This is a genomic window from Bradyrhizobium sp. LTSP857, from assembly GCF_000938285.1.
Classification (GTDB): domain Bacteria; phylum Pseudomonadota; class Alphaproteobacteria; order Rhizobiales; family Xanthobacteraceae; genus Bradyrhizobium.
The window spans coordinates 619,318-645,933 of sequence record NZ_JYMS01000007.1; the positions used below are offsets into that span (position 1 = coordinate 619,318).

Here is a 26,616-nt window from a genome sequence, read left to right on the forward strand (position 1 = left end):
ACGGCATCGGTCCGGGCACGACGCATCAGTAACTGCCGGACAATTTTCGCTGCCCGGACTACGGCACTGACAAGGGCAAGCCCAGGCCTTATGCGGCATGACCGGTGTGCTATTTCCGAGCGACAACACCAATTCCTGATTAGAATCGCGGCAGACGGTGGCGCCTCTGAGCGATCCGGGCGGTGCGCGGATACGGCACAAAACCTGCAACGCAGATTCCATTTACGATTGAACCGCACGAGATACGAGACTCGTAACGGGGGGCTTTCAATGGCGATGGGGCCGGTTGCGACGTCTTCGAGTGATACGCCGAAGATTCGAGAGCTTGAGGGCGCGCTCAACAAGATTGGCACGACGGCCGCTCACAAGAAGATCGTGTTTCTCATCCTGATCGGCTGTCTGTTCGACAGCTTTGAGCAGAACACGGTAGGTATCACCGGACCGATGCTGCGCGAGCAATGGGGACTGACCGGCGGCGACATTGGCTTGCTCAATACGATCACCTTCGGCACGGCAGCGGCCGGCCGATTGCTGTCGGGCGTCATTTCCGACAAATACGGCCGACGGATCATGCTCGGGATCAATCTGCTGCTGTTCACGATCGGCTCGTTGATCTGTGCGTCCGCCCCCTCGTTTGGCTTGCTCTGCGTCGGGCGCGCCGTCGTCGGCTTCGGGCTCGGAGGCGAGATATCGACAGCCGTCACCATGCTTGCCGAAGTGTCATCGACGAAATTTCGAGGCACCGCAGTTGGTCTGGTGAACGTCGGCGCGGGCGGTCTCGGTAATTTTCTGGCGCCCGCTTTTGGTCTTCTGATCTTCACGCTGTTTCCCGGGCCGAGCGGCTGGCGCTGGCTGTTCCTCAGCCTGGCCTTGCCGTCGCTCTTGATCGTGTTTTATCGGCGCTACATTCCGGAGACGCCACGCTATCTGCTGTCGAAAAACAAGATCGCCGAAGCCAACAAGGTGCTTTCGATCCTCGCCTCCGGCAAGCTCAATCCCAAGGGCCTGACTGTCACGTCCTACCTCAGCGATGGTGGCGAACCCTTCAAGACCGGCAACGCAGCCTGGAGCGAGATCTTCAAGCCACCCTATGCGTCGCGAACGATCCCGGTCACGATTGCCATCCTGATGAGCTACGGTGCGCAATTGTCCGTTCTGACCTTGCTACCCATGATGCTGGTCGCGCAGGGCTACACGCTGTCAACCAGCCTGCTGTTCACAATGATCATTCAGACAGGCAGTTTTCTGGGAACGGTCTCGGCCTCGGCCTTCGGATACATGTTCCCGCGCAAGCTCGTGCTTACGGTGGGTTCGATTTGTGCCTGCGTTGCTTCGCTGTGTTTCGGCTTTCTCGGCGTGAATATCTATCTGTTGTTGTTCTTTGGCGCGGTGTTCCAGTTCTTCGTTCTCGTGCTCAACACCACCATCTGGATTTACGCACCCGAGCTTTATCCCACGAGGTCACGGGCGTTCGGCGTCGCGTTCATTCTGGCCAGCGGAACGGCGGCCGGCGCCGTGATGCCCCTTATCTCTGGCCGGGTGCTGGACAGCTATGGACTGGTCGGCGTATTTGCGATGATTGCCGTCATGTACGGCATCTTCGCCGCCTGCATCCAGTTCGGCCCCGAGACGTTTGGAAAGTCCATGGAAGACCTGAATATCGCGGCGCTGCCTGAAGGTGCATGAAGGGTCATGCGGCAAATCCTGCTCATCAATCCCAACAGCTCCGTCGCCACGACGGAGATGATGGTCAGTATTGCCGCGTCATGCGCCGCTGGCGGCGTGCGTGTCGTTGGCGCGACGGCGCAGCGGAGTCCTCAGATGATCACGACGGTCGCAGCGCTTGCGGCCTCCGCCGCCGAAGTGGTCGAAATCGGCGTCGCCGATCACAAGAATTACGCAGGGATCATCGTCAGCGCTTACGGCGATCCTGGTTTGGGGGCCTTGCGGGACAAAGTGATGCTACCGGTTGTCGGGATTTGCGAGGCGTCCATGATCGTGGCGGCCGCGGGTGGACGCCGGTTTGGTGTCGCGACCGTCACGCCCGAATTGGCGGGCTCAATTGAGGATCGTGCGCGCGAGCTGGATCTGCATCACCTCTATTCCGGGATCCGACTGACGCCGGGTGATCCACTTGAATTGGTGCGCGACCCCGCGCGGCTGGAACAGGAACTGATCGTCTCTGTGCGGGCGTGCCTTGAACAGGATGGCGCCGAAGCCGTCATCATCGGCGGAGGACCGCTTGGCCAGGTGGCGACAGCCATTCAGCCCCTGTTCGATCAGCCGATCATTGCTCCGATCCCGGCCGCAACGCGACAATTGCTTGGTCTGCTGAAAACCAGCGGTGACTAGAGCCCGGTCAACTCCAGGCTGAGCGCGCGCAGGCGCTTGCGTGCGTCGGCGTCGTAGGCCTGCGGATTGGCGCGCGCCTCGTTCATGCCGTTGAAGAACAGGCCGCTTCGACCTGCGACGTCTTCGCCTGCAACCAGATGCAGGATCGCAGCACCACCTTGTTCCACGGTCGACATCGGCGTGATGCCGCCGGCCCGCACCATCGTCGTGTTCATATAAGTCGCCGGATGCAGCGAGTTCACCGTGATGCCGGCGTCCTTGAGCTCTGCTGCAAGATCGACAGTGAGCATGATCTGCGCGAGCTTGCTCTGCGCATAGGCGCGCGAGCCGCTGTAGCCCTTCGTGATCATGACGTCGTCAAAATCGATCGGATGCTGGCCGAGTGAAGCGACATTGACGATGCGCGACGGCGCCGCGGCCTTCAGCAACGGCAGCAGCAGATGGGCGAGCAGGAAGCCCGAGAGATAGTTGACGGCAAAGCGCAGCTCGTGACCGTCGCGGCTCTCCTGCCGCTGCGGCCCATCGTTCTGCGAGCCGATGCCGGCATTGCTGACGAAGACGTCGAGATGCTGGTGATCCCGCTTCACGGCCGCAGCGAGCTCGCGCGTACCTGCCATCGACGACAGATCAGCTTGATAAAACGTCGGCGCGGCGTGGCCCGACTTCACGATCCCGTCGATCAGCGTTTTCGCCCGCGCAGCGTCACGGCCATGGATCAGGACACGCGCGCCCTCGGCGGCAAGGCGGCTTGCGACATAGCGCCCGACGCCATCGGTCGAGCCCGTGATCAGCACCGTCTTGCCGCGCATGTCCATGGTGTCACTCCGCTGTTAGTGAATCTCCGCCGAGCGCTTCAGCGCGGCCTTCAGCTTCTCGAGCGAGAAGTCGGGGCTGCGGGCGATCTCGAGGATCGGAGTTTCGCGGCGGCCGCAGAGTTCGGCGGCCTCGGGCAGTTTTGCCGCGACGTCGAGCGGGATGATGATGGCGCCGTGCTGGTCGGCATGGATCAGATCGTCCGACTTCACGGTCATTCCGGCAACGCGCACCTCGCCGCCAAAGCTCTCCGCATGCACCCAGGCATGTGACGGGCCGATCGAGCCGGCGAGCGCCTGGAAGCCCGGGGCCCATTGCGGGATGTCGCGGATCGAGCCGTCGGTGATGACGCCGAGGCAGCCGAGCGCCTTGTGCACGCTGCTCTGCACCTCGCCCCAGAATGCGCCGTAGCCGACGTCGGGACCGTCGATGTCCTGGATCACCGAGATGCGCGGGCCGTGACCGGTGCCGACATATTCGTAATAGTCGATGCGGCGCCTGGATTGCTCTTCAGGGGGCAGCGAGGATTTCAGCACCGATCGGATTGCAACCGTGCGGGCGTAGCCGACGATCGGCGGCAGATCGGGGAACGGGCAAACCAGCTGCTTGGTGGTGTAGCCGATCAGCCGGCGCTCGGGCGCCACGATCTCCATGGCATTGCAGATCGTCGGAGTATCATAGCGGCCCAGCGCTTCAAGGACGGAAGCGGGCAGCGGCCCGGTCGCGGTATCAGTCACGGCATTCTCTCCCAGATTGGCGGCTGATTGACGCGATGCCGCCGGCTCAGCGCGATATAGCCGAGATCGGGCCTCAACCCAACTCAGGAAGCTCTCATGGCAGATATCCGCCAGATGCCGCTCAGTGCAGCCGGCGATCGTCGTGCGGCGGCTCCGACAGGTTCGCCAGTGTCGGCGCCGAAGGCGGCGACGCGACCTCACCTCCTGATGGTGCGGTGGCTTCCATCGCGCGCGCCTGGTCGCGATAGGATTTGTAGCCGAGCGGCAGGCAGAGCAGATAGAGCACCGTCCCGATCGAGAGCACGTACCAGGGATAGGCGATCACAAGCGCGATGAAGAAGATCACCGCGACGAACGCCGGCAACACCAGCTCCGGGGGCACCCGCATGCGCATGCTCTTGCCGGAGAACACCGGCAGGCGCGACACCATCAGGAAGGCAATCAGCAGCGTGTAGCCGGCCGTCAGGGCCGCGGGCCAGCGCCCCAGCTCCAGGAACGCTGCATAGATCGGCAACATCACGGTGATCGCGCCTGCCGGCGCCGGCATGCCCGTGAAGAAATTGGCGGCGAAGGCCGGCTTGTTCGGATCGTCCAGCGTGGCATTGAAGCGCGCGAGCCGCAGGCACATGGAGATCGCAAATACCATGGCCGCGATCCAGCCGGCATTGCCGAGCTCGTGCAACTGCCAGAAATACAGCATCAGGCCGGGCGCGACGCCGAAATTGACGAAGTCGGCGAGGCTGTCGAGCTCGGCGCCGAATTTGGACTGGCCCTTGATCATGCGGGCGACGCGGCCGTCGATGCCATCGAGCGCGGCTGCGAACACGATGGCGTAGACGGCGAGCGTCATCCGCCCCTCGATCGAGAGCCGGATCGCCGTCAGGCCGGCGCAGATCGCCAAGAGCGTGATGACGTTGGGCACCAGCATCCGCACCGGGATCGGCCGGAACCGCCGGCGGCGTATGTCTGGATCTTTGAAGTCGTAGGGCGTCATTGGCTCGTCCTCACCTTAAGGCGAGATATAGCAAGCCACGTGCCCCTCCGCCATTGCGGCGGAAGGCCCTGAAATCGGCCCAATGGTTAATTGGCGCGGTAGGTGCGTGCCGGGTCGTCCCCGGTCAGGTCGGCCAGGATGGTCTCGCCGGCAATCGCGGTCTGGCCTTCCGAGACCAGCGCCTTGGTGCCGACCGGCAGATAGACGTCGAGCCGCGAGCCGAAGCGGATCAGGCCGAACCGCTCACCGGCGCCGACCGCCTGCCCTTCCTTCACGAAGCAGACGATGCGCTTGGCGATGAGGCCTGCGATCTGGATCACGCCGATGCGGCCCTGCGGTGTCGAGATGACCAGCGAATTGCGCTCGTTGTCCTCGCTCGCCTTGTCGAGCTCGGCATTGATGAACAGGCCCGGCCGGTAGGCAATGCGCTCCACCCTGCCCGCCACCGGGCTGCGGTTCACATGGCAGTTGAACACGCTCATGAACACCGAGATGCGCGGCAGCGGACGGTCGCCGAGCCCGAGTTCGGCCGGCGGCAGCGCCATGGTGATCATCGAGACGCGGCCATCGGCCGGCGACACCACGAGGCCATCGCGCACCGGCGTGACCCGCACGGGGTCACGGAAGAACAGCGCGCACCACACCGTGAGAATGGTGCCGATCCAACCCAGCGGCGACCACAGCCAGAACAGGACGAGGCTTGCCAGCGCAAAGCCGCCGATGAAGGGATAGCCCTCCTTGTGGATCGGCGGGATCTGACGCTGGATCGAATCGAGAATGGACATCGGTATCTGCCGCAAAAGGGGTGATGGCGCGGGTCGTCTCGCGCACGGTGTTGTTTAGGCCAGAGTTGGGACCGGAGACAAGGTCACTCCGCGGCCACAGGCGTCGTGAGGACGTCCTCGACCGGCGGCGGCTCCCGGTTGGGCGCCTCGCTGCTATCGGCCATCTTGGCCAGTTTCTCGCGTGCGGCCTCGGCCTCGCGCTGCCTATTCCACATGCTGGCATAGAGACCGCCGTGCGCGAGCAGCTTGGCGTGGGTGCCGCGCTCGGCGATGCGGCCCTGGTCCAGCACGATGATCTCATCGGCCCCGACGATGGTCGAGAGCCGGTGCGCGATCACCAGCGAGGTGCGATTCTTGGCGACGCGTTCGAGCGCGCCCTGGATCTCGTGCTCGGTATGGGTATCGAGCGCAGAGGTCGCCTCGTCCAGCACCAGGATCGGCGGCGCCTTCAACACCGTGCGGGCGATCGCAACGCGTTGCTTCTCGCCGCCCGACAGTTTCAGGCCGCGCTCGCCGACCTGGGTCTCGTAGCCCATCGGCGACATGCGGATGAAATGGTCGATCTGCGCCAGCCGCGCCGCCTCCTCGACCTCGGCATCATCAGCGTCCCAGCGGCCGTAGCGGATGTTGTAGCGGATGGTGTCGTTGAACAGCACGGTGTCCTGCGGCACCATGCCGATCGACGCGCGAAGCGAGGCCTGCGTGACTTCGCGGATGTCCTGGCCGTCGATCAGGATTTTTCCGCCGGAGATGTCGTAGAGCCGGAACAGAAGGCGTGAGATGGTGGATTTGCCCGCACCCGACGGGCCGACGATCGCGACCGTTTTGCCGGCCGGCACCTCGAAGCTGATGCCCTTGAGGATCGGGCGCGCCGGCTCATAGGCAAAGCGCACATCCTCGAAGCGCACGGCGCCTGCGGAAACGACCAGCGGCTTTGCATCCGGTGCGTCCTTGATCTCCGCCTCGCGTCCCAGCACGTTGAACATCTTCTCGATGTCGATGATCGCCTGCTTGATCTCGCGGTAGACCATGCCCATGAAATTCAGTGGCTGGTAGAGCTGGATCATCATGGCGTTGACCAGCACGAAATCACCGACCGTATTGGTGCCGTTGCGCACGCCGATCGCACACATCAGCATAGTCGCGGTCAGCCCCAGCGTGAAGATCACGGCTTGTCCGGTGTTGAGCACGGCGAGCGACGTATAGGCGTGGACGCTTGACTCCTCGTAGCGCGCGACCGAACGGTCGTAGCGCTGCGCCTCGCGCGCCTCGGCGCTGAAATATTTGACAGTCTCGTAGTTGAGCAGCGAGTCGATCGCCTTGGTGTTCGCCTCGGTGTCGGAATCGTTCATCTTGCGGCGGATGCCGATCCGCCACTCGGTCGCGATGTAGGTGTAATACATGTAGACCGCGACGGTGATGAGCGTCGCAAGCACGTAGCGCCAGTCGAATTGCCACAACAGCACGGCCATCAGCAGCGAGACCTCGACGATGGTCGGGATCAGCTGGAGGATCACCATGCGCACGATGACCTCGATGCCCTCGCGGCCACGCTCGAGCACGCGCGTCAGGCCGCCGGTCTTGCGCTCGAGGTGAAAGCGCAGCGAGAGTTCGTGCATATGGATGAAGGTGATGGTGGCGAGCTTGCGCACCGCGTGCATGGCGACGCGCGCAAAGATGCCGTCGCGCCATTGCGTCAGCACCGCCATCACGATGCGCATCACGCCGTAGCTCGCCGTCAACAGCAGCGGCGATGCGATCACCCAGAGATGCCAGTTGTCAGGCTGCACCGGCGCGGTGTTGGCCCCGGTCAGCGCATCCGTCGCCCATTTGAAGCTGAACGGAACCGTCAGCGTGATCAGCTTGGCGGCGAGCAGCAGCACCATCGACCAGACCACGCGCATCTTCAGGTCGAAACGGTCGCCCGGCCAGATATAAGGCCACAGATGCGCGAGTGTGCCCATCAGGGTGGCCCGCTCCAGCGGACCGCCGGCGGGCTCGGGCACGTCGGCGCCGTGAGGCGAATGAGGTTGGTCCATCAAGAAGCCTGAGGGCCCGCCGGATGCGGGCCGCGTTGCGATTAACTGTTTTCGCTCATATAGAAGCTTCCGGGGGCGAGCGCACCCCGCCAGATGGCGAATATTCGATTGTTTGCCGCCATTTACCGGTAGATTTCCGGGTAGTCCGAATCACCGATTGGGCTTGACGCCCCTTCGCTGCAATGCATCATGGCACCAATGAGCACGATCAAAACCGTCTGTGTCTATTGCGGCTCCGGTCCCGGAACCAATCCCCACTTCACCGAAGGCGCCAAGGCGTTCGGCAAGGCGCTCGCCGAGAACAACATTCGCCTGGTCTATGGCGGCGGCTCGCTCGGCCTGATGGGCTCGGTCGCGACCTCCGTGCTCGATCACGGCGGCACCGTCACCGGCATCATTCCCGAGTTCCTGCGGAAGCGCGAGAATGCGCTGACCCGCGTGCAGGAAATGATCGTCACCCCCGACATGCACGAGCGCAAGCGGCTGATGTTCGAACGCTCGGACGCCTTCGTGGCGCTGCCCGGCGGCGTGGGCACGCTGGAGGAACTGGTCGAACAATTGACCTGGAAACAGCTCGGCCGTCACGCCAAGCCGGTGCTGCTCGCCAATATCGACAATTTCTGGGAGCCGCTGTTCTCGCTGCTGTCGCATATGCGCCAGACCGAGTTCATCCGCGCAGGCCTTTCGGTCGACATCCTCAAGGCCGATCGCATCGAGGACATCCTGCCGAAGCTGAAGGCCGCCTCGGCACAGATCGCCGACGCGGAAAAGAACCTCGCGCCCGAAGTCGCGCGCAAGCTCTGACTACTCGCTCGGAAACGTCACCGCTTCGATCCGGTTGCCGTCGGGATCGACGATGAAGGCCGCGTAGTAGCGCACGCGGTCGTGCGGGCGGATGCCAGGCGCACCGTCGGAGGCACCGCCACTCACAAGCGCTGCCGCATGAAACGCATCAACCTCAGCCGTCGTCTTCGCCCGTAGGCAGATGTGCACGCCGCTCTCCGGGGCTACGGGCGGCATGGCCTCGCGCAGATTGATCCAGAATTCCGGATAGGACTTGCCGAAACCGATCGTGCGCGGCCGGGTTATGAGGCGTGTGAGGCCGAGGGTGGCAAGGGTTGCTTCGTAGAATGCGGCGGAGCGATCGAGGTTGCTGACGCCGACGGAGATGTGGTCGATCATGCCCTGCCTTCCCTCACCCCAACTGTCATCGCCCGGCTTGACCGGGCGATCCAGTATTCCGAGAGGTCCGAGACCTACTGAGAGGCCGCGGCGTACTGGATACCCCGCCTTCGCGGGGTATGACAGTCGTCGTGGATCTTACACCGGCGCCCCTGACTTCACGAGCTTGTAGATTACCGAATCCATCAGCGCCTGGAACGAGGCGTCGATGATGTTCGGGGAGACGCCAACCGTGGTCCAGACAGCGCCGTTCTCGTCCTCGCTCTCGATCAGCACACGCGTGACCGCGCCGGTGCCGCCGTTGAGGATACGGACGCGGTAGTCGATCAGCTTCAGGCCCTCGATGTATTTCTGATACTTGCCGAGGTCCTTGCGAAGCGCGACGTCGAGCGCGTTGACGGGGCCGTTGCCTTCGGCGGCCGAGATCAGGTGCTCGCCGGCGACGTCGACCTTCACCACAGCCAGGGCCACCGTGACGCGCTCACCGAGCGCGTTGTAGCGCTGCTCGACATTGACGTCGAACTGTTCGACCTCGAAATAATGCGGCACCTTGCCGAGCGTGCGGCGCGCCAGCAGATCAAATGACGCGTTCGCCGATTCATACGCATAGCCCGCCGCCTCGCGCTCCTTTAGCTCCTCGACCAGCCGCGTCAGCTTCGGATCGCTCTTTTCATAAGCGATGCCGGCGCGATCGAGCTCGGCGATGACATTGGAGCGGCCGGCCTGGTCGGACACCAGCACTTTGCGGTGATTGCCGACCAACTCCGGCAACACATGCTCATAGGTGTGCGGATCCTTCATCACGGCGGAGGCGTGAATGCCGGTCTTGGTGACGAAGGCGCTCTCGCCGACATAGGCGGCATGGCGGTTCGGCACGCGGTTGAGCATGTCGTCGAGCGTGCGCGAGACTTTTACCAAGGTCGCGAGCTTCTCCGGCGTCACGCTGATTTCGAAGGCGTCGGCAAACTCCTGCTTCAGTTTCAGGGTCGGGATCAGCGAGCAGAGATTGGCGTTGCCGCAACGCTCGCCAAGGCCATTCAGCGTGCCCTGGATCTGCCGCGCACCGGCACGCACCGCGGCCAGCGAGTTCGCCACCGCCTGCTCGGTGTCGTTATGGGCGTGGATGCCGATGTGATCGCCGGGGATGTGCTTTGTGACCTCGGTGACGATGGCCTCGATCTCGTTCGCCATGGTGCCGCCGTTGGTGTCGCACAGCACCACCCAGCGCGCGCCGGCCTCATAGGCGGCCTTGGCGCAGGCAAGCGCGAAGCTAGCGTCCTCCTTGTAGCCGTCGAAGAAGTGCTCGCAGTCGAGCATGACTTCGCGGCCAGCGGCTTTCGCAGCCGCAACGCTGTCACGGATCGAGGCGAGATTTTCCTCCTTCGTCGTCTCCAGCGCCACGCGGACCTGGTAGGCCGAGGACTTTGCCACGAAGCAGATCGCGTCGGCCTTGGCTTCCAGAAGCCCGGCGACGCCGGGATCGTTGGAGACCGAGCGCCCGGCCCGCCGCGTCATGCCGAAGGCCGTGAAGCGCGCATGGGTGAACTTCGGCTTGGTGCCGAAGAACTCGGTGTCGGTCGGATTGGCGCCGGGATAGCCGCCCTCGACATAGTCGATGCCGAGCTCATCGAGCATCGCGGCAATGATTTGCTTGTCGGTCAGCGTGAAATCGACGCCATTGGTCTGCGCGCCGTCGCGCAGCGTGGTGTCGAAGAGATAAAGACGCTCCTTGCTCATTGCAGCGCTCCCGACGCGGGATTGGTTCCGAGCGTCTTCTGCATGGTGGTGTTGGCGAGCCACTCGTCGTTGATGGTGATGCTGTTGCGCTGCATGGCGACATAGCCGCGCTTGGCGAAAAAGCCCTGCGCATTATCGCTGGCGTCAACCGTCAGCTTTTCGGCACCACGGCCGCCGGCGAGCCTTTCCAGCGCGTCGACCAGCATGGTCGCAATGCCCTGCCCGGCCACGGCCGGATGCACGTAGAGCATGCGGATGTGGTCAGTACCGCGCAGCGACGCAAAGCCCACGGGCGAACCTTCCAGCGTCGCGATCAGCGTCAGGTCGGCCGCGAGCCGCTTGCCGAACTCCTCGTCCTCCGCCACCGCCATCCAGGCCTGCTGCTGCGACGGGCCGTAATCCTCGCCCGTCAGCTCCTCGATCGCAGCGGTAAAAATCGCGGCAAGCAAGGGCACGTCGATCGGCAAAAACGGCCGCAGCGCGGGTTTTGGGAGCGCCTGCGCCATCACGCGAGCTCCCAGGTCGTCACCGGCTTGCCATCGGCATCCTTGCCGTCCTTCAGCACGACGCCCTTGGCGACGAGATCGTCACGGATGCGATCGGACTCCTTGAAGTCTTTTCGCGCCCGCGCAGCCGCGCGTTCCGCGATCAGGCGGTCAATCTCGCCTGCGTCCACGCCGCTCGCCTGCTGCTTGCGAGCTTCCCACTGCGAAGCGCTTTCGGAGAGGAAGCCGAGCAGCCGCAGCGAACCCGCCAAGGCGTTGACATCGCTGTTGCGCAGGCCGTGCAGCGCCGCGATCGCCAGCGACGTGTTGAGGTCGTCGAGCAGCGGCTCGACCACGGACGCGGCCGGTTTGGTGGGCGCGACGTCGGCTGCGACACGATACCAATCGTCGAGCGTCTTCGAACTCTCCTCCAGCGACTTCATGGTCCAGTCGATCGGCGAGCGGTAGTGCGTCTTCAGCATGTTCAGGCGCAGCACCTCGCCCGGCCAGTCCGCGAGCAATTCGTGGATCGTTACGAAGTTGCCGAGCGACTTCGACATCTTTTCGCTCTCGACCTGGAGGAAGCCATTGTGCATCCAGTAGTTCGCCATGCGCTCTTGGTGGAAGGCGCAGCAGGTCTGCGCGACTTCGTTCTCGTGATGCGGAAACACGAGATCGATGCCGCCACCATGGATGTCGAAATGCTCGCCGAGATGCTTCCAGGCCATCGCCGAGCACTCGATGTGCCAGCCCGGGCGTCCTGGCGCGGCGATGCCGGCCGGCGACGGCCATGAAGGTTCGCCAGGCTTGGACGGTTTCCACAGCACGAAATCGGTGGCATCGCGCTTGTAGGGCGCGACATCGACGCGGGCGCCGGCGATCATCTCATCCAGCGAGCGATTGGACAGCGCGCCATATTGCGGCAGCGAGGAGTTGGCCGCGTTCATCGCCTGTGGCGAGAACAGCACGTGGTCTTCGGCGACATAGGCAAAGTGGCCTTTGACGAGCCTTTCGATGATCTCGCGCATCTCGGCGATGTGCTCGGTGGCGCGCGGCTCGACGCTCGGCCGCAGTGCGCCAAGCGCATCGACGTCGGCGTGAAATTGCTTGCCGGTCTGCTCGGTGACCTTGCGGATCGCCTCGTTCAGCGGCAGGCCGGGAAAATCCCGCGCGGCGCGATCGTTGATCTTGTCGTCGACGTCGGTGATGTTGCGGACATATGTGACGTGCGCTTCGCCATAGAGATGGCGCAGCAGCCGAAACAGCACGTCGAACACGATCACCGGGCGCGCATTGCCGATATGGGCGAAGTCATAGACGGTCGGTCCGCAGACATACATGCGGACATTGTTCGCATCGAGCGGCACGAAGGTGCGCTTGTCCCGGCTCAGCGTATCGTAAAGACGCAATTCCATATGGATACCCGTCGGCTGTTGGCCGGGCGTCCAGTGCTCTCAATGGTTTTGAGAAAAGACGGCTCCAGCCAGCGAATCGCTAGCTCGTAATCTCGCGGCAAATGCCACAAATGGCGAGGAGACCGTTCATGCGCGACATATGGGCCACGAAGGGCCTTGGCGTCAAGAGAGCCGCGAAAATGCCGCTTTATCTCCACAAAGGGCCCAGCTCGTTATCATTGGTTCGTGATCCTTAACCATTTGGGCTCATTCTGGAACTGGCGGTTCCTCATTTGCCACCCGGTGTTTTTATGCGATTCTTTCTCGCCCTTATTTCCTGCGCCTCCATCATTGCGGCATCCAGCGCGTCCGCCGAGACCCGCGTCTTCATCATCGCCAACCAGGCCGACGGCTACGGCGTCGACCAGTGCCTGGCCAAGGGCGAGACATGCGGCGCACAGATCGCGCGCACCTACTGCCAGTCGCGGGATTTTGCGCAGGCCTCGGCCTTCCGCCGGGTCGATCCCGACGAAATTACCGGCTCTGTCCCCAAATCCGGCGCAAACTGCTCCCATGGCCATTGCGACGAATATGTCGCAATCACCTGCCAGCGCTGAATTCGCTCGGAACTGGCGGACCTTAGGACCAATCTTCGGCCCCTGAAACGACGTGACGCTGCCGCAGGAAGCGGCTATTGGAGGGCGCGCTTCGGCCCCTCAAGTCACATTGGGCCGTGACCTCGCTAGAATGGCGGATATGCCTGAATTTTTGTCTCTGTCCCGTCACCGCTCCCTCCTTGCCGCCAGCACATTCTTGGCCGTGCTCCTGAGCACCGTCGTGCTCGCGAGCGATGCTCTCGCGCAGGCCGGCCCGCCGCCGGCTCCGCCCGCACAAGGCGGGCTCGGACCGAACCCAATGTGCTCGCGCCTGGAAGGACAGCTCGCCGCGCTCAACGGTGGGGCGAGCGGCGACCCCGCCCGCGACGACCAGATCCGCCGCTACCAGGAGTCCCAGACGCGCCAGCAGGCCGAGCTCGACCGCGTCACCATGCAGGCCAAGCGCATGGGCTGCGATTCCTCCGGCTTCTTCTCGCTGTTCAACGGCCAGTCGGCGCAATGCGGCCCGGTCAACACCCAGATCCAGCAGATGCGCGCCAATCTGGACCAGATCACCGGCAATCTCGAGCGCTTGCGCGGCGGCGGTCCCGGCGGCTCCAGCCCCGAGCGCGACAGCCAGCGCCGCTCCGTGCTGATTGCGCTCGCGCAAAACAATTGCGGCCCGCAATACGCCAATGCCGCGCAGTCGCAGGGCGGCAACTTCCTGAGCAATCTGTTCGGCGGCAACAACGCCAACAACCCGCCGGGCGCGCCGCCGTCCGATCTCGGCCCGCAATCCGGCACCTTCCGCACGGTGTGTGTGCGCACCTGCGATGGTGCCTATTTCCCGATCTCGTTCGCAACCGTGCCGGCACGCTTCCCCGACGACGAGAAGACCTGCAAGGCGCTGTGCCCGGCGGCCGAGGCCGTGCTCTACGCCCATCGCAATCCCGGCGAAGACATGAGCTCCGCGGTCTCGATCAGCGGCCAGCCCTACACGGCGCTGCCGACCGCATTCAAATTCCGCAGCGAGTTCAACCCGTCCTGCTCCTGCAAGGCCGCTGGCCAGAGCTGGGCCGATGCGCTGAAATCCGCCGACGACAAGGCCGCCGTCGAGCAGCAGGGTGACATCATCGTCACCGAGGAGAGCGCCAAGAAGATGCAGCAGCGGCAGCTCACCAAGGGCACGCCCGCGACCACTGCCAAGAAGGGCGCGACGCCTGCGCCGGCGACGGCCACTGCACCGGCCGCGACGCCGCCCGCGGACGCCAGCGCCGCAACGACGTCTTCCGAGAACAAGCCGATCCGTTCGGTCGGGCCGAGCTTCCTGCCGCAGCAGCAGAAGTAAAGCGCCGCTCTCCGTCATGCCCCGCGAAGGCGGGGCATCCAGTACGCCGCGGCAGCAGTTGGTTTTCACGATTTCCGCCGCGGAGTACTGGATCATCCGCCTTCGCGGATGATGACAGCGGAGTGTGGGGCGCAATCACCCTTCACACTCGCAGCTTCACCCCTCGAACGCGTCGATTGAAGCGCGATTGCCGCGCGAGACCAGTGTCTCGTCAGGCGCAGGCAACGGCTCGCCATTGTCGCGAAAGCGGTTGGTGATGGGATAGCGGCGGTCGCGGCCAAAATTCCTGCGCGTGACCTTTACTCCGGGCGCGGCCTGGCGCCGCTTATACTCGGCGACGTTGAGCAGATGCTCGATGCGGGTGACCGTCTCGCGATCGAAGCCGGCGGCGATGATCTGATCGAGCGGCTCTTCGCGTTCGACCAGCCGCTCGAGGATGGCATCGAGCACGTCATAGGGCGGCAGCGAATCCTGATCGGTCTGGTTCTCACGCAATTCCGCCGTCGGCGGACGCGTGATGATATCGGGCGGAATCACCTCACCCACAGGCCCCAGCGCGCCATCGGGCTTCCAGACATTGCGCAGCGCTGCCAGCCGAAACGCCTGCGTCTTGTAGATGTCCTTGATCGGATTGAAGCCGCCGTTCATGTCGCCATAGAGCGTGGCGTAGCCGACCGACATTTCCGACTTGTTGCCGGTGGTCACCACCATCAGGCCAGTCTTGTTGGAGATCGCCATCAACAGCGTGCCGCGGGTACGCGCCTGGAGGTTTTCCTCGGTGATGTCAGGCGGCAGATTCTTGAAGATGCCTCCGAGGATGGTCTCGAACCCGTTCACGGCTTCCGCGATCGGCAGCACCTCGTAGCGGATCCCCAAATGCCCGGCGAGCTCGCCGGCGTCCGCAATCGAGCTCGCCGCAGTGTAACGATAAGGCAGCATCACACCGTGGACCTGATCGGCGCCGAGCGCATCGACGGCGATCGCCGCACACAGCGCGGAATCGATGCCACCGGAGATGCCGAGCAGCACGCCAGGAAAGCCGTTCTTGGTGACGTAGTCGCGCAGGCCGAGCACGCAGGCGGCGTAATCGGCGTGGTCGCCTTCGGGCTGCTTGGCGATCGGTCCCGTACAACGCCAGTCGTCCCCTATCCTGGTGAAACGAAGCGTCGTGATGCTCTCCTCGAACGCCGGCAGCTGGGCGGCCAGCGAGAGATCGCCGTTGAGCGCGAACGAGGCGCCGTCGAACACGAGCTCATCCTGGCCGCAGACCTGGTTGAGGTAGACGAGCGGCAGGCCGCTCTCAGTGACGCGCGCCACCGCCACTGACAGACGCACGTCGCTCTTGTCGCGGGCATAGGGCGAACCGTTCGGCACCAGAATGATCTCGGCGCCGGTCTCGGCCAGCGTCTCGACCACGTTCTCATAGTCCTCGGACTCCTCCAGCCAAATGTCCTCGCAGATGGGAACACCGATCCGCACGCCGCGCACGGTGACAGGGCCTGAAGCGGGTCCGCGCGAAAACAGCCGCTTCTCATCGAACACGCCGTAGTTCGGCAGGTTGCATTTGAAGCGCAAGCCAGCGATGCGGCCGCCATCGAGCAGCGCGCAGGCATTATAGAGCTTGCCGTCCTCCACCCAGGGCGTGCCGACCAGCATGGCCGGGCCGCCATCGGCGGTCTCGCGGGCGAGGCCTTCGATCGCCGCGCGACAAGCCGCCTGGAAGGCCGGCTTCTGCACGAGGTCTTCCGGCGGATAGCCGGCGATGAACAATTCCGGAAACAGCACGAGATCGGCGTCATCGGCTTTGGCCTGCGCGCGCGCAGCTCGCGCCTTCGCGGCATTGCCCTCGATGTCGCCCATGGTCGGATTGAGCTGGGCGAGCGTGACCGCGAATGCGTTGAGACGTTCGGTCATGGCCAGCCTGGTCCGATTCTATGGCTAAACGAAACCCAACCGCTCGACAATGGCAAGAATCCAGAATGCCCCGGCCATCAAGAGCGCGACACCAACCGCGGCCGACCCCATATCCTTGACCCGCCCGATCTGCTTGTCGTGATCCATGGTCAGGCGGTCGGCGAGCTTCTCGATCGCCGTGTTGAGCAGTTCGACCACCAGCACGAACGCGACCGCGCAAACCAGCTCAACCGAGCGCGTTGCAGTCGAGCCGACGAACCAGGCGAGCGGCAGCGACAAGATGAGCGCAAAAATCTCTTCGCGGACGGCCTGCTCTGAACGGTACGCAAAAGCCAGGCCGTTGCGGGAGTTGATCGTGGCCTTCCAGATCCGCAGCAAGGTCCTAGAGCCCCGCTGCGGCCGGCATCGGCCTGACCTTACCGGCGCGTTCCTGCTTGAGCAGCTCCGCGACCAGAAAAGCCATGTCGATGGATTGCTCGGCATTGAGGCGAGGATCGCAGACCGTGTGGTAGCGGTCGTTGAGATCCTCGTCGCTGATCGCGCGAGCGCCGCCGATACATTCAGTGACGTCCTGACCAGTCATCTCCAGATGCACGCCGCCGGCGTGGGTGCCTTCCGCGGCGTGGATGGTGAAAAACGACTTCACCTCCGACAGGACGCGGTCGAACGGGCGCGTCTTGTAGCCTGACGTGGAGGTGATGGTGTTGCCGTGCATGGGATCGCACGACCAGACCACCACTTTGCCTTCGCGCTTCACGGCGCGGATCAGTCCCGGCAGGTGGTCGGCGACCTTGTCGGACCCGAAGCGGTTGATCAGGGTCAGCCGACCCGGCTCGTTGTCGGGATTGAGCACGTCGATCAGCTTCAACAGCTCGTCGGGCTTGAGCGACGGGCCACACTTCAGGCCGATCGGGTTCTTGATGCCGCGGAAATATTCGACATGGCCGTGATCGAGCTGACGGGTGCGGTCGCCGATCCAGATCATGTGGCCCGAGGTCGCGTACCAATCGCCGGTGGTGGAATCGACTCGGGTCATGGCCTGCTCGTAGCCGAGCAGCAGCGCCTCATGGCTGGTGTAGAAATCGGTGGCGCGCAACTCGGGATGGGCTTCGAGATCAAGGCCGCAGGCGCGCATGAAATTCAGCGCGTCCGAGATGCGATCGGCCAATTCCTTGTAGCGGCGGGACTGCGGCGAGTCTTTCAGGAAGCCAAGCATCCATTGATGCACGCTGCCGAGATTGGCGTAACCGCCGGTGGCAAACGCACGGAGCAGGTTTAGTGTCGCGGCGGACTGGCGATAGGCCATCAGCTGGCGCTGCGGATCCGGCACGCGCGCTTCCCTGGTGAAGGCGATGTCGTTGACGATATCGCCGCGATAGCTCGGCAGCTCGACGCCGTTGATCTTCTCGGTCGGCGATGACCGCGGTTTTGCGAACTGGCCGGCGACGCGACCGACCTTCACGACGGGGACCGCGCCGGCATAGGTCAGCACCACCGCCATCTGGAGCAGGACGCGGAAGAAGTCACGGATGTTGTTGGCACCGTGCTCGGCAAAGCTCTCGGCGCAGTCGCCGCCCTGGAGCAGGAAGGCCTCGCCAGCCGCGACCCGCGCCAGTGCCTTCTTCAGGTTGCGCGCCTCGCCCGCAAACACCAGCGGCGGAAAGGTCGCAAGCTGCGCCTCGACGTCGGCCAGGGCCTTGGCATCGGGATAGTCGGGCACCTGGAGCACCGGCTTGCTGCGCCAGGACTCGGGCGTCCACCGCTCGGACATCGCAATCTCTCCGTGAAGCGAAAAGTGCAACCTGATCTGTGGGTTGCGAGGGCCGCCTTATACACAGGCTCGTCCCCGGCCGCCAGTTGTAAATCCATTTCGCACTGCAAACCCTTGCGAGGAAAGCCGAATTCGCATTTGCTGGGGAGTTGAGGAAACTCAGGCCAAGGACATCGGCTGCCCATGGACGCGGCGCGCGACGACGTTTTCATCGACGAGATCGGCTTCCCGGCGACCGACGGGTATGCGCTGACCGGCACCCTGTTCCTGCCGCGCGGCACCAAACGCCATGCCGTCCTGATCAACTCAGCGACCGCCGTCCCGCGAAAAATCTATCGCGGCTTTGCCTCCTACCTCGCCCACCGCGGCTGCGCGGTCATGACCTACGACTATCGCGGCATCGGCGATTCCCGGCAGCCCGCGATGGTCGGCTACAACCAGCCGAAATCGCTGGTCGGGTTCAAGGCCTCGATGTCGGATTGGGCCGCGCTCGACGTCACCGCCGCGGTGCGCTGGATGCGCGAGCGCTACACCACCCTGCCCTTCGCCTATGTTGGCCATTCCTTCGGCGGCCAGGCGCTCGGGCTGATCGAAAACAACACGGAAATTTCGCGCGCCATATTGCTGGCCTCGCAGGCCGCGACCTGGCGGCTGATGACCTCGCCGGAAAAATACCGCGTCTACGCTTTCATGAATTTTGTCGGCGTGCCGCTGGTCCACGCGCTCGGCTACGCGCCGGGCTGGGCCGGCATCGGCGAGGATTTGCCCAAGGGCGTGTTCCTGCAATGGGCCGAATGGGTCTCGAGCCCGCGCTATCTCTTCGATTCAAAACTGCCGGCGCTGGAGAATTTCGCCAAGTTCAAGGGCGAGCTGCGCGCGCTGTGCTTCTCCGACGATCCCTGGGCGACGCGACCCGCGGTCGAGCTGCTCACTGGCGGATTCACCGCGATCAAACCGGAGGTGCTGACGGTGAAACCATCCGACGTTGAGGCCAAGGCGATCGGCCATTTCGGTTTCTTCCGCCCCGAACACCGCGACACGCTCTGGCGTGGCGTGGCGGAATGGATCCAGGGGGAGTGAGAGGGCAGCGCGCTTAGCCGAACGTGAAGGCGAAAGCTTGGACGCCGGGATCGAGGAAGCGGATCTCGAAGGTGTGGTCAGCGACAGCGTCTGACGTGCGGATGAGCTGATAGAGGCGCTGCGTCGTCACCACGCCGTTGCCGTCGGCGTCCGTATCCATGCCGTGCGCGGCGCCGGGTGCCTTGCCGTCGATGGTGATACGGAAGCGGATGTTGGCGCCTTCGGTTGCGGGGCCGAGCACGAGGTGCAGGTCGCGGGCGTGGAAGCGGTAGACGATGCTGCCGTCGGGCGCGTTCAGCTGCGCACGCTCGGACCCGACCGTCCAGTTGCCGGTGAGCGACCAATCGTTGAGCTGCGGTTCGCCGGCGGCATAGACGTGGCTCTCGTCCTTTACCACGCCACCGGGTGAGACGAAATTCTCGCTGCGATCGTAACCGACGTAGGTCTCAGGCGATTTGACGTCGGCGCTGTCGGAGGCCGCGGCCTCCGCGCCCGACGCCTTGACGGCGACAATGTCGGACGGGACGTTCTTGCTGCCGGCTTCTGCGAGCAGCGTCTGGATGACGCGCTCGGACTCCGCGTACTCGCCTTCGCCAAAATGATGGTGACGGACCTTGCCGTTGGCATCGATGAAGTAATGCGCAGGCCAGTACTGGTTCTCAAAGGACCGCCAGATCTTGTAGTCGTTGTCGACCGCCACGGGATAACCGATCTTGAGCGTCGCCATGGCGTTTTTGATGTTGTCAACATTGCGCTCGAAGGCGAATTCAGGGGCGTGAACACCGATCACCACCAGGCCGCGGTCGCGATATTTCTCCGCCCAGGCGCGCACATAGGGAATCGAACGCAGGCAGTTGATGCAGGAATAGGTCCAGAAGTCGACCAGGACGACCTTGCCTTTCAACTGCTCCAGCGTCAGCGGCGGCGAGTTCAGCCAAGTTTGCGCGCCGTCGAGCGAAGGATCGAGATCCTCGACCAGCAAGTCGGATGCATTATCGCCGCTCGGCTTGGCCTGCATCGACGGACCGGTCATCGCGGTCTTCGCATTCGGGTGCAGCTTGTCGAGCAGTGCCTGCTCCAGCGACGTCGTGCTGCCGACCGAGAGATTGGTGAGGAAGCCGGTGTCCAGGCCGAGCGAAATGGCGACGACGGCCGCGAGCACGGCGACGCCGACCCCGCGCCTGATCCACTCGCCGGCGCCGATCGAGCGCTTCATCGCGGCGAAGACGCGGCCGCCAACCAGCAGAGCCAACGCCAGCGACGTTGCGGCACCGGCGGCGTAAACCAGAAGCAGCAGCGCTGTCCCGGCATTGGCGCCCTGAAGCGCGGCGCCCGTCAGGATCAGGCCAAGCACCGGCCCCGCGCAAGGCGCCCAGAGAAAGCCGGTGGCAATTCCGAGCACGAGCGGCGCGACAAGACTGTCCTCGCCCGGCTGGTCCGCCGACTGCGAGATGCGCGCGCCGACCGCCACCAGCGGCCGCATCAGGCGATCGGCCAACTCCGGAAACACCAGTGTCAGGCCGAACAATGCGAGCAGGATCAGCGCGGCACCGCGTCCATATTGGTTGGCGGAAACAACCCAGCCACCCGCGACGGACGCAAGCGTCGCGACGACGGCAAAAGCCAGCGACATGCCGATCAGCATCGGCAGCCCGTTTCGCAAGAACGGACGATCGGCGCGCGCCAGCACGAACGGAATAACCGGCAGGATGCACGGGCTCACGATGGTCAGGACGCCACCGAGATAGGCCAGCAGATAGAGAATCATGAGCCCGCTCTTGTCAGGAGAAGCCGGCGACGCGATGCGGCACGTAAGGCGCTTCCAGCGCCTTGATCTCCTCAGCGCTGAGCTTGAGCGACAGCGCGGCGACCGCATCCGTCAGATGCTCCGGCTTGGACGCGCCGATGATCGGCGAGGTCACGCCTTTCTTCTGGAGTAGCCAAGCCATCGCGACCTGCGCCCGCGGAACGCCACGCGCCGCCGCAATCTTGCCGACGGCCTCAGTCACCTGGCGATCAGAGTCCGGAAAATCGTTGTAGAGCGTCTTGCCGAACTCGTCGGTCTCGAGCCGCGCGCTGCTCTCGGCCCACTCCCGCGTCAACCGTCCGCGCGCCAGCGGGCTCCACGGCATCACGGCGATGCCCTGGTCGAGGCAGAACGGCAGCATCTCCCGCTCCTCCTCCCGGTTGATGAGATTGATGTGGTCCTGCATGCTGACGAACTCGGTCCAGCCGTTCATGCGCGAGGTGTAGATCGCTTTCGCGAACTGCCATGCATACATGTTGGATGCGCCGATATAGCGCGCTTTGCCGGCCTTCACGACATCATGCAGCGCTTCCATCGTCTCCTCGATCGGCACCGTCGGGTCGCCGCGATGGATCTGATAGAGATCGACGAAGTCGGTGCCGAGACGTTTCAGGCTGTTGTCGATCTCGGCAAAGATCGCCTTGCGCGACAGCCCTGCCCCGTTCGCGCCCGGCCGCATCCGGCCGTTGACCTTGGTGGCGAGCACGATGTCGTCGCGCTTGACGAACTCCTTCAGCGCTCGGCCGACGATCTCCTCCGAGGTGCCGTCGGAATAGACATTGGCCGTGTCGAAGAAGTTGATACCGAGATCGAGCGCCTTGCGGATCAGCGGGCGGCTCTTCTCCTCCTCGAGCGTCCACGGATGCGAGCCGCGGTCGGGGATGCCATAGGTCATGCAGCCAATGCACAGGCGGGAGACACCAAGACCGGTCTTGCCGAATTTGACGTATCCATCTTCTTGCTCTTTCTTTGGGAGATGTTGACGCGGGTGTTCGGCCAGCTCTTATCACCGCTCGACTGGGCTGATCTTCACAAGACCGTTTTCGGCGAGGATGTCCTGCCCCTTGTCCGACAGCAGGAACAGCGCAAGCCGCGCGGCGACCGGATTGTCCGTGAGCAACGCCAGCCCGTAGGTCGCGACCACGTCGATCTCCAGCGGCAGGCGCGAGACCTTCAAGCCGGGGACCTCGCGCAAGGTCTGCTGCTGGCCGCTGCAATAGACCAGCAGCACATCCGCCTTGTCGGCGAGGAAGATGCTGGCGGCCGGCGAGTGGCCTTCAAGCGGTGTGATGGCGGCCGGCCCACCGATCAGCTTCAGAGCTTTCTGGCTGAGCACGGCATCGGCCCCGGCGCGGACTTTTTCCGCGCGCTTGAACACGGCAAAGGCGTAGTCGCCGCCGGGATCAACGATCGGCGTTGACGTCGCTAGCCGGATCTTGGGATCGAGTATCGTCTGGAGCGCATTGGACTCGGTGAGCCCAACCGTGTCGCGGCTGAACAGGCAGAGATTGTTGCGTGCGAACGGGATCACCAGCGTCTGCGGCCGCTGCGCCGCCAGCGTACGCGGATGCTCGGTGTTGGCCGACAGATAGAGGTCGGCAACCTCGCCCTTCTCGATGCGCTCGCGCAAGCCGCCCGCCGGGCCGAAGACGGGATCGGCGACCTGCGATGCATCGAGCCCTGCGGCCTTGATCGCTTGCTTCAACGGCACGGTCAGGCTGCCCGCGGCAAAGACGCGGGCCGGCTCGGCGCGCGCGGCCGTGGCGCTGATCGCAAGACAAAATGCGGAGATGATGGAGAGTGAAGCTCTCATAAGCTGACCCTATTCCTTGATTGTCCGGCTATTCGCCGATCGGAAGGTAGTCGCACTGGAACTGAAACGGCTTCTCCTGCACAGCCTGCCGCAGGACGAGATGATAGCCGTGGTCCCGCATCAGCGCACTGATGTCGACGGTCTTCTCGACCTCGAACAGCTTGTCCTTGTGCGGCTTCTGCCAATGGTTGATCTGCGCTTTGGCCCGGTCCTTGGCGGCGCCGGCATCAGCGGCGACGATCAGGATGTTCTTGTGCAGCTCGCTGAACAGCGCGGGATCGTAGCCGCCCAGGTTGACGAAGAACAGCTTGCCCTGCTCGCCAACCGGCGGCGTGGATGACAGCTCGAGGTCGTACCCATCGGCCTGCTCCACCGCGCCCCAGCAATCCAGATGCAGGCTCTTCGGCTCACCCCACCATTGCCGGCGCAGATCCTCAAAACAATCCTCCGGCGTCGTTCCGATCGAGAACCTGATGTCGTGCAGCTCCACATTGGAATTGCCGCAATCGCCGCCGACGTAGAACATGAACAGCTTCATTCGACCTCAAACCACGACCTGCTGCCGGATCAATTTTGCGGTGCACGCGTTGCAGATCAGCGCGCATTCGTCTGAGACCAGGCCGAGCTTGATGTTGAGGCCGATGCCGAGATCCTGGTCGGCAAGGCCGGCGATGATCCCGTTACAACTCAAGCACCTGCGCGGCGCTTCCACGCTGCCGCTCTCTTCGCGCACAGGTGCAACGTGACGGGACATCGTGGGATCCTCTTTGATTCCGGCCATCGGCCTTCGTATCGCTATATTTACTGGTATATATCGTAGGCGGCAAGGCGGACCGGGGAGGAGCAAAAGGATCCGCCAGCTGCAAGCGACAAAACGGCCGACAAAGCTCGCCTCTGAAGAATAGTCCCTTCTTATTCGTCAGGAATCGCAATCATGAAAAAATACGACAATGCCTCGCGTTCGCGCAGGCAGGGAGAAACGCTCACGACCAGTCGCGCCCTCGGTGCGGCTGCTGCTATCCTCGCCTCCTGTGCACTGACGGCAGACCTTGCCCAAGCCCAAACCCCTACTCCGGTCAGCGTGCCCGACAAGAGCTTTCCCGAGAGCGTGACGGCAACCAGTGATGGCGCGCTCTATGTCGGCAGCTTCAATCACGGCGGCGTGACGCGGATTACGCCGACCGGCAAGGTCGATGCCTTCATCTCACCCGGCGCTAACGGCAGCCGCTCCACGCTTGGGGTGCTGGCGGATGAGAAGAGCGGAACGCTTTACGCCTGCTCGAACGATCTGTCAGGCATGGGCGTTCCAAGTCCCGGCAGCGGCAAAGGCGCGTTTCTGAAGACGTTCGACCTTCGAACGGGTGCACCCAAGGCCAGCTTCGCGCTCAAGGACGAGAAGTCGTTTTGCAACGACATCGCGGTGAGTGGCGACGGAACCGCTTACGTGAGCGACTCCTTCGCCCCCTATGTCTACAGCCTCAAGCCTGGTGCGACCGCGCTCGAGGTCTGGGCGACGGACCCGGCGCTGGCACCAGCCAAGGATGGCGTCGGTCTCGACGGCATCGCCGTCGGTTCCGACGGCAACCTCTATGTGACGACTTTCATCCCGGCAAAACTGTTCCGGATCGCCGTCAAGGACGGCAAGTCGGGCACGATCACCGAGCTGAAGCCGTCAAGTGCTTTGGACCACGCCGATGCACTTCGCGCGTTCGGCAACGGCTTTCTGCTGATCGAGGGCGCCGGCCGTCTCGACAGGATCACCGTGAGCGGCGACGAGGCGCGGGTCGAGGTGATCAAGGATGGCCTTACCGAGCCGGTTTCGGTCGCCCAAATCGGTGACACCGGCTGGGTTGCGGAAGGCAAGCTGTCCTACGTCATCGGCGAGAACAAGAGCAAGGACCCGGGCCCGTTTACGCTCAAGCCGATTGCACTGCCAAAGTAACGCGCGACTGAACGCGCAGCGCAGCAATCGCGCTGCGCGTTCATGCCCCGCGGCAGCGCGCCATATTTGATCGGATACAGCGTTGACGAACCATTCAGCCCGGCGCAGAGTTCGCGCGGTTTCGCCGGGATGATCCAAAATCTCCCCTCGTTGCCGGAGCGGCAAACGCTTCGGCCCGGTTCACTTTGCGCCGTGGTGCTCCGCCGCAATCGGAGCGCCCGTTTAACGATGCGCGAGACCGCATGATTCAAGGCGCAGAGAACGCCGATCAATCCACGGAGGAAATATCATGTTCCAACAGGCGCTCGACCAGGTCTCGAAAACGCTTCTTATCCGCGAACGCTATGACAATTTCATCGGCGGCAAATGGGTCGCTCCCGTCGAAGGCAAGTATTTTGACAATCCGAGCCCTATCACCGGCAAGAAGCTCTGCTCGGTTCCCCGCTCCACCGCGGCCGATATCGAACTGGCGCTCGATGCCGCGCACAAGGCCAAGGATGCCTGGGGCAAGACGTCGGTGCAGGAGCGCTCGCGCATCCTGAACAAGATCGCCGACAAGATCGAATCCAATCTCGATTTGCTCGCGCTGATCGAGACCTTCGACAACGGCAAGCCGATCCGCGAGACCACGCACGCCGACATGCCGCTGGTGGTCGACCACTGGCGTTATTTCGCGAGCGTGGTGCGCGCGCAGGAAGGCGGTATTTCCGAGATCGACCACGACACCGTCGCCTATCACTATCACGAGCCGCTCGGCGTCGTCGGCCAGATCATTCCCTGGAATTTTCCGATCCTGATGGCGGCGTGGAAGCTGGCACCCGCACTCGCCGCCGGCAATTGCGTGGTGCTGAAGCCGGCCGAGCAGACGCCGCTCGGCATCCTCGCGGTGATGGAGCTGATCGCCGACATCCTGCCGCCTGGCGTCATCAACGTCGTCAACGGCTTTGGCATCGAGGCCGGCAAGCCGCTGGCGCAGAACAAGCGGATCGCAAAAATCGCCTTCACCGGCGAGACCACGACCGGCCGCATGATCATGCAATACGCTTCCGACAATCTGATCCCGGTGACGCTGGAACTCGGCGGCAAATCGCCGAACATCTTCTTCGCCGACGTGGCGGATGCCGACGATGACTTCCTCGACAAGGCGCTCGAAGGCTTTTCGATGTTCGCGCTCAACCAGGGCGAGGTCTGCACCTGCCCGAGCCGCGTGCTGGTGCAGGAATCCATCTACGACAAGTTCATGGAGAAGGCGGTCGCACGCACCAAGAAGATCAAGCAGGGCCACCCGCTCGATGCCTCGACCATGATCGGCGCGCAGGCTTCCAACGACCAGCTCGAGAAGATCCTGTCTTATCTGGACATCGGCAAGCAGGAAGGCGCCAAGGTTCTGACCGGCGGCAAACGCGCGAAGATGGAGGGCGAGCTCGCCGAGGGCTACTATGTCGAGCCGACCATCTTTGAAGGCCACAACAAGATGCGCATCTTCCAGGAGGAGATCTTTGGACCGGTCGTATCGGTCACGAAGTTCAAGAACGAAGAAGACGCGTTGTCGATCGCCAACGACACGCTCTACGGCCTCGGCGCCGGCGTCTGGACCCGCAACGGCAACCGCGCCTATCGGTTCGGCCGCGCCATCCAGGCCGGGCGGGTCTGGACCAATTGCTACCACGCCTATCCCGCTCATGCGGCGTTCGGCGGCTACAAGGCGTCCGGTATCGGGCGTGAGAACCACAAGATGATGCTGGACCACTACCAGCAGACCAAGAACGTCCTGGTCAGCTACTCGACCAAGGCGCTCGGCTTCTTCTGATCGTTCGCCGCCTTGGC

General features: G+C 63.6%; 24 protein-coding genes and 1 pseudogene. 8 read left to right on the top strand and 17 right to left on the bottom strand.

Annotation, left to right across the window (positions count from 1 at the left end; translation table 11 throughout):
* Positions 1 to 270: 270 nt before the first annotated feature.
* Both UP06_RS04505 and UP06_RS04510 read left to right on the top strand, forming a co-directional pair.
* Positions 271 to 1,686 (top strand): MFS transporter, encoded by a 1,416-nt coding sequence (locus UP06_RS04505; RefSeq protein ID WP_045000830.1) that lies wholly within the window; start codon positions 271 to 273, stop codon positions 1,684 to 1,686.
* Positions 1,687 to 1,692: 6 nt separating this feature from the next.
* Positions 1,693 to 2,352, top strand: coding sequence for an aspartate/glutamate racemase family protein (locus UP06_RS04510; protein ID WP_045000831.1), 660 nt, complete (start codon positions 1,693 to 1,695; stop codon positions 2,350 to 2,352).
* Here UP06_RS04510 and UP06_RS04515 read toward each other — a convergent pair.
* The 5 genes and pseudogenes from UP06_RS04515 to UP06_RS04535 all read right to left on the bottom strand — a co-directional run bounded on the left by UP06_RS04515 (position 2,349) and on the right by UP06_RS04535 (position 7,720).
* Positions 2,349 to 3,167: an SDR family NAD(P)-dependent oxidoreductase gene (locus UP06_RS04515; protein ID WP_045000832.1), complete on the bottom strand. Its 819-nt coding sequence runs from the start codon at positions 3,165 to 3,167 to the stop codon at positions 2,349 to 2,351. The two genes, UP06_RS04510 and UP06_RS04515, sit on opposite strands and share 4 nt — an antisense overlap.
* Positions 3,168 to 3,182: 15 nt before the next feature.
* Positions 3,183 to 3,902, bottom strand: a complete 720-nt coding sequence (locus tag UP06_RS04520; protein WP_045000833.1) for an RraA family protein — start codon at positions 3,900 to 3,902, stop codon at positions 3,183 to 3,185.
* A gap of 121 nt (positions 3,903 to 4,023) precedes the next feature.
* The gene (locus UP06_RS04525; RefSeq protein ID WP_045000834.1) at positions 4,024 to 4,896 is read right to left on the bottom strand and encodes a CDP-alcohol phosphatidyltransferase family protein; all 873 of its coding nucleotides are present in this window, start codon (positions 4,894 to 4,896) and stop codon (positions 4,024 to 4,026) included.
* Positions 4,897 to 4,982: 86 nt separating this feature from the next.
* Positions 4,983 to 5,708 (bottom strand): annotated as a pseudogene (locus tag UP06_RS04530) (phosphatidylserine decarboxylase); the annotation flags it as partial.
* Positions 5,709 to 5,764: 56 nt separating this feature from the next.
* Positions 5,765 to 7,720 (bottom strand): ABCB family ABC transporter ATP-binding protein/permease, encoded by a 1,956-nt coding sequence (locus UP06_RS04535; protein WP_045000836.1) that lies wholly within the window; start codon positions 7,718 to 7,720, stop codon positions 5,765 to 5,767.
* A gap of 198 nt (positions 7,721 to 7,918) precedes the next feature.
* Between UP06_RS04535 and UP06_RS04540 the strand changes: the two genes are divergently transcribed.
* Entirely contained in the window at positions 7,919 to 8,524 is a 606-nt protein-coding gene (locus tag UP06_RS04540) for an LOG family protein (protein WP_045000837.1), read from the top strand.
* Here the strand turns inward: UP06_RS04540 and UP06_RS04545 are convergent, their stop codons facing one another.
* The 4 genes from UP06_RS04545 to cysS all read right to left on the bottom strand — a co-directional run bounded on the left by UP06_RS04545 (position 8,525) and on the right by cysS (position 12,539).
* A complete protein-coding gene (locus UP06_RS04545; RefSeq protein WP_045000838.1) occupies positions 8,525 to 8,902 on the bottom strand; it encodes a VOC family protein in 378 nt (125 codons plus the stop codon).
* Positions 8,903 to 9,040: 138 nt separating this feature from the next.
* Complete coding sequence (cimA, locus tag UP06_RS04550; protein ID WP_045000839.1) at positions 9,041 to 10,639, bottom strand: citramalate synthase; 1,599 nt, start codon at positions 10,637 to 10,639, stop codon at positions 9,041 to 9,043.
* Positions 10,636 to 11,145, bottom strand: coding sequence for a GNAT family N-acetyltransferase (locus UP06_RS04555; protein ID WP_045000840.1), 510 nt, complete (start codon positions 11,143 to 11,145; stop codon positions 10,636 to 10,638). The genes cimA and UP06_RS04555 overlap by 4 nt, the downstream gene beginning before the upstream one ends.
* The gene (cysS, locus tag UP06_RS04560) at positions 11,145 to 12,539 is read right to left on the bottom strand and encodes a cysteine--tRNA ligase (protein ID WP_045000841.1); all 1,395 of its coding nucleotides are present in this window, start codon (positions 12,537 to 12,539) and stop codon (positions 11,145 to 11,147) included. The genes UP06_RS04555 and cysS overlap by 1 nt, the downstream gene beginning before the upstream one ends.
* A gap of 290 nt (positions 12,540 to 12,829) precedes the next feature.
* Between cysS and UP06_RS04565 the strand changes: the two genes are divergently transcribed.
* Both UP06_RS04565 and UP06_RS04570 read left to right on the top strand, forming a co-directional pair.
* Positions 12,830 to 13,135 (top strand): hypothetical protein, encoded by a 306-nt coding sequence (locus tag UP06_RS04565; protein WP_045000842.1) that lies wholly within the window; start codon positions 12,830 to 12,832, stop codon positions 13,133 to 13,135.
* 130 nt (positions 13,136 to 13,265) lie between these two features.
* Positions 13,266 to 14,462 (top strand): DUF2865 domain-containing protein, encoded by a 1,197-nt coding sequence (locus tag UP06_RS04570; RefSeq protein WP_045000844.1) that lies wholly within the window; start codon positions 13,266 to 13,268, stop codon positions 14,460 to 14,462.
* A gap of 156 nt (positions 14,463 to 14,618) precedes the next feature.
* Here UP06_RS04570 and UP06_RS04575 read toward each other — a convergent pair whose 3' ends face one another.
* From UP06_RS04575 to UP06_RS04585, 3 genes are read right to left on the bottom strand one after another with little or no spacing between them, the layout of a single operon-like run.
* Positions 14,619 to 16,376: an NAD+ synthase gene (locus UP06_RS04575; RefSeq protein ID WP_045000846.1), complete on the bottom strand. Its 1,758-nt coding sequence runs from the start codon at positions 16,374 to 16,376 to the stop codon at positions 14,619 to 14,621.
* A 24-nt stretch (positions 16,377 to 16,400) separates the two neighbouring features.
* A complete protein-coding gene (locus UP06_RS04580; RefSeq protein ID WP_045000848.1) occupies positions 16,401 to 16,754 on the bottom strand; it encodes a diacylglycerol kinase in 354 nt (117 codons plus the stop codon).
* A gap of 4 nt (positions 16,755 to 16,758) precedes the next feature.
* Positions 16,759 to 18,147 carry a class II 3-deoxy-7-phosphoheptulonate synthase gene (locus UP06_RS04585; protein WP_045000849.1) on the bottom strand — a complete coding sequence of 463 codons (1,389 nt, stop codon included), beginning with the start codon at positions 18,145 to 18,147 and terminating at the stop codon, positions 16,759 to 16,761.
* 183 nt (positions 18,148 to 18,330) lie between these two features.
* Here UP06_RS04585 and UP06_RS04590 point away from each other — a divergent pair, with 183 nt between their 5' ends.
* A complete protein-coding gene (locus UP06_RS04590) occupies positions 18,331 to 19,227 on the top strand; it encodes an alpha/beta hydrolase family protein (protein WP_045000851.1) in 897 nt (298 codons plus the stop codon).
* 13 nt (positions 19,228 to 19,240) lie between these two features.
* On the opposite strand, the gene UP06_RS04595 is transcribed toward UP06_RS04590, so the two are convergent.
* The 5 genes from UP06_RS04595 to UP06_RS04615 are packed head-to-tail and all read right to left on the bottom strand — an operon-like array spanning position 19,241 to position 23,601.
* Positions 19,241 to 20,995 (bottom strand): cytochrome c biogenesis protein DipZ, encoded by a 1,755-nt coding sequence (locus UP06_RS04595; RefSeq protein WP_045000853.1) that lies wholly within the window; start codon positions 20,993 to 20,995, stop codon positions 19,241 to 19,243.
* 13 nt (positions 20,996 to 21,008) lie between these two features.
* Positions 21,009 to 22,034: an aldo/keto reductase gene (locus UP06_RS04600; protein WP_283806013.1), complete on the bottom strand. Its 1,026-nt coding sequence runs from the start codon at positions 22,032 to 22,034 to the stop codon at positions 21,009 to 21,011.
* A gap of 6 nt (positions 22,035 to 22,040) precedes the next feature.
* The gene (locus UP06_RS04605) at positions 22,041 to 22,847 is read right to left on the bottom strand and encodes a substrate-binding domain-containing protein (RefSeq protein ID WP_050031541.1); all 807 of its coding nucleotides are present in this window, start codon (positions 22,845 to 22,847) and stop codon (positions 22,041 to 22,043) included.
* 28 nt (positions 22,848 to 22,875) lie between these two features.
* Positions 22,876 to 23,385 (bottom strand): DUF1543 domain-containing protein, encoded by a 510-nt coding sequence (locus UP06_RS04610; protein ID WP_045000857.1) that lies wholly within the window; start codon positions 23,383 to 23,385, stop codon positions 22,876 to 22,878.
* Positions 23,386 to 23,391: 6 nt separating this feature from the next.
* Positions 23,392 to 23,601, bottom strand: coding sequence for a hypothetical protein (locus UP06_RS04615; RefSeq protein ID WP_156162757.1), 210 nt, complete (start codon positions 23,599 to 23,601; stop codon positions 23,392 to 23,394).
* Positions 23,602 to 23,781: 180 nt separating this feature from the next.
* Between UP06_RS04615 and UP06_RS04620 the strand changes: the two genes are divergently transcribed.
* Positions 23,782 to 24,789: an NHL repeat-containing protein gene (locus UP06_RS04620; protein ID WP_045000860.1), complete on the top strand. Its 1,008-nt coding sequence runs from the start codon at positions 23,782 to 23,784 to the stop codon at positions 24,787 to 24,789.
* Between the two features lie 289 nt (positions 24,790 to 25,078).
* Positions 25,079 to 26,599 (top strand): aldehyde dehydrogenase, encoded by a 1,521-nt coding sequence (gene adh, locus UP06_RS04625; RefSeq protein ID WP_045000861.1) that lies wholly within the window; start codon positions 25,079 to 25,081, stop codon positions 26,597 to 26,599.
* The last annotated feature ends 17 nt before the right edge of the window (positions 26,600 to 26,616 follow it).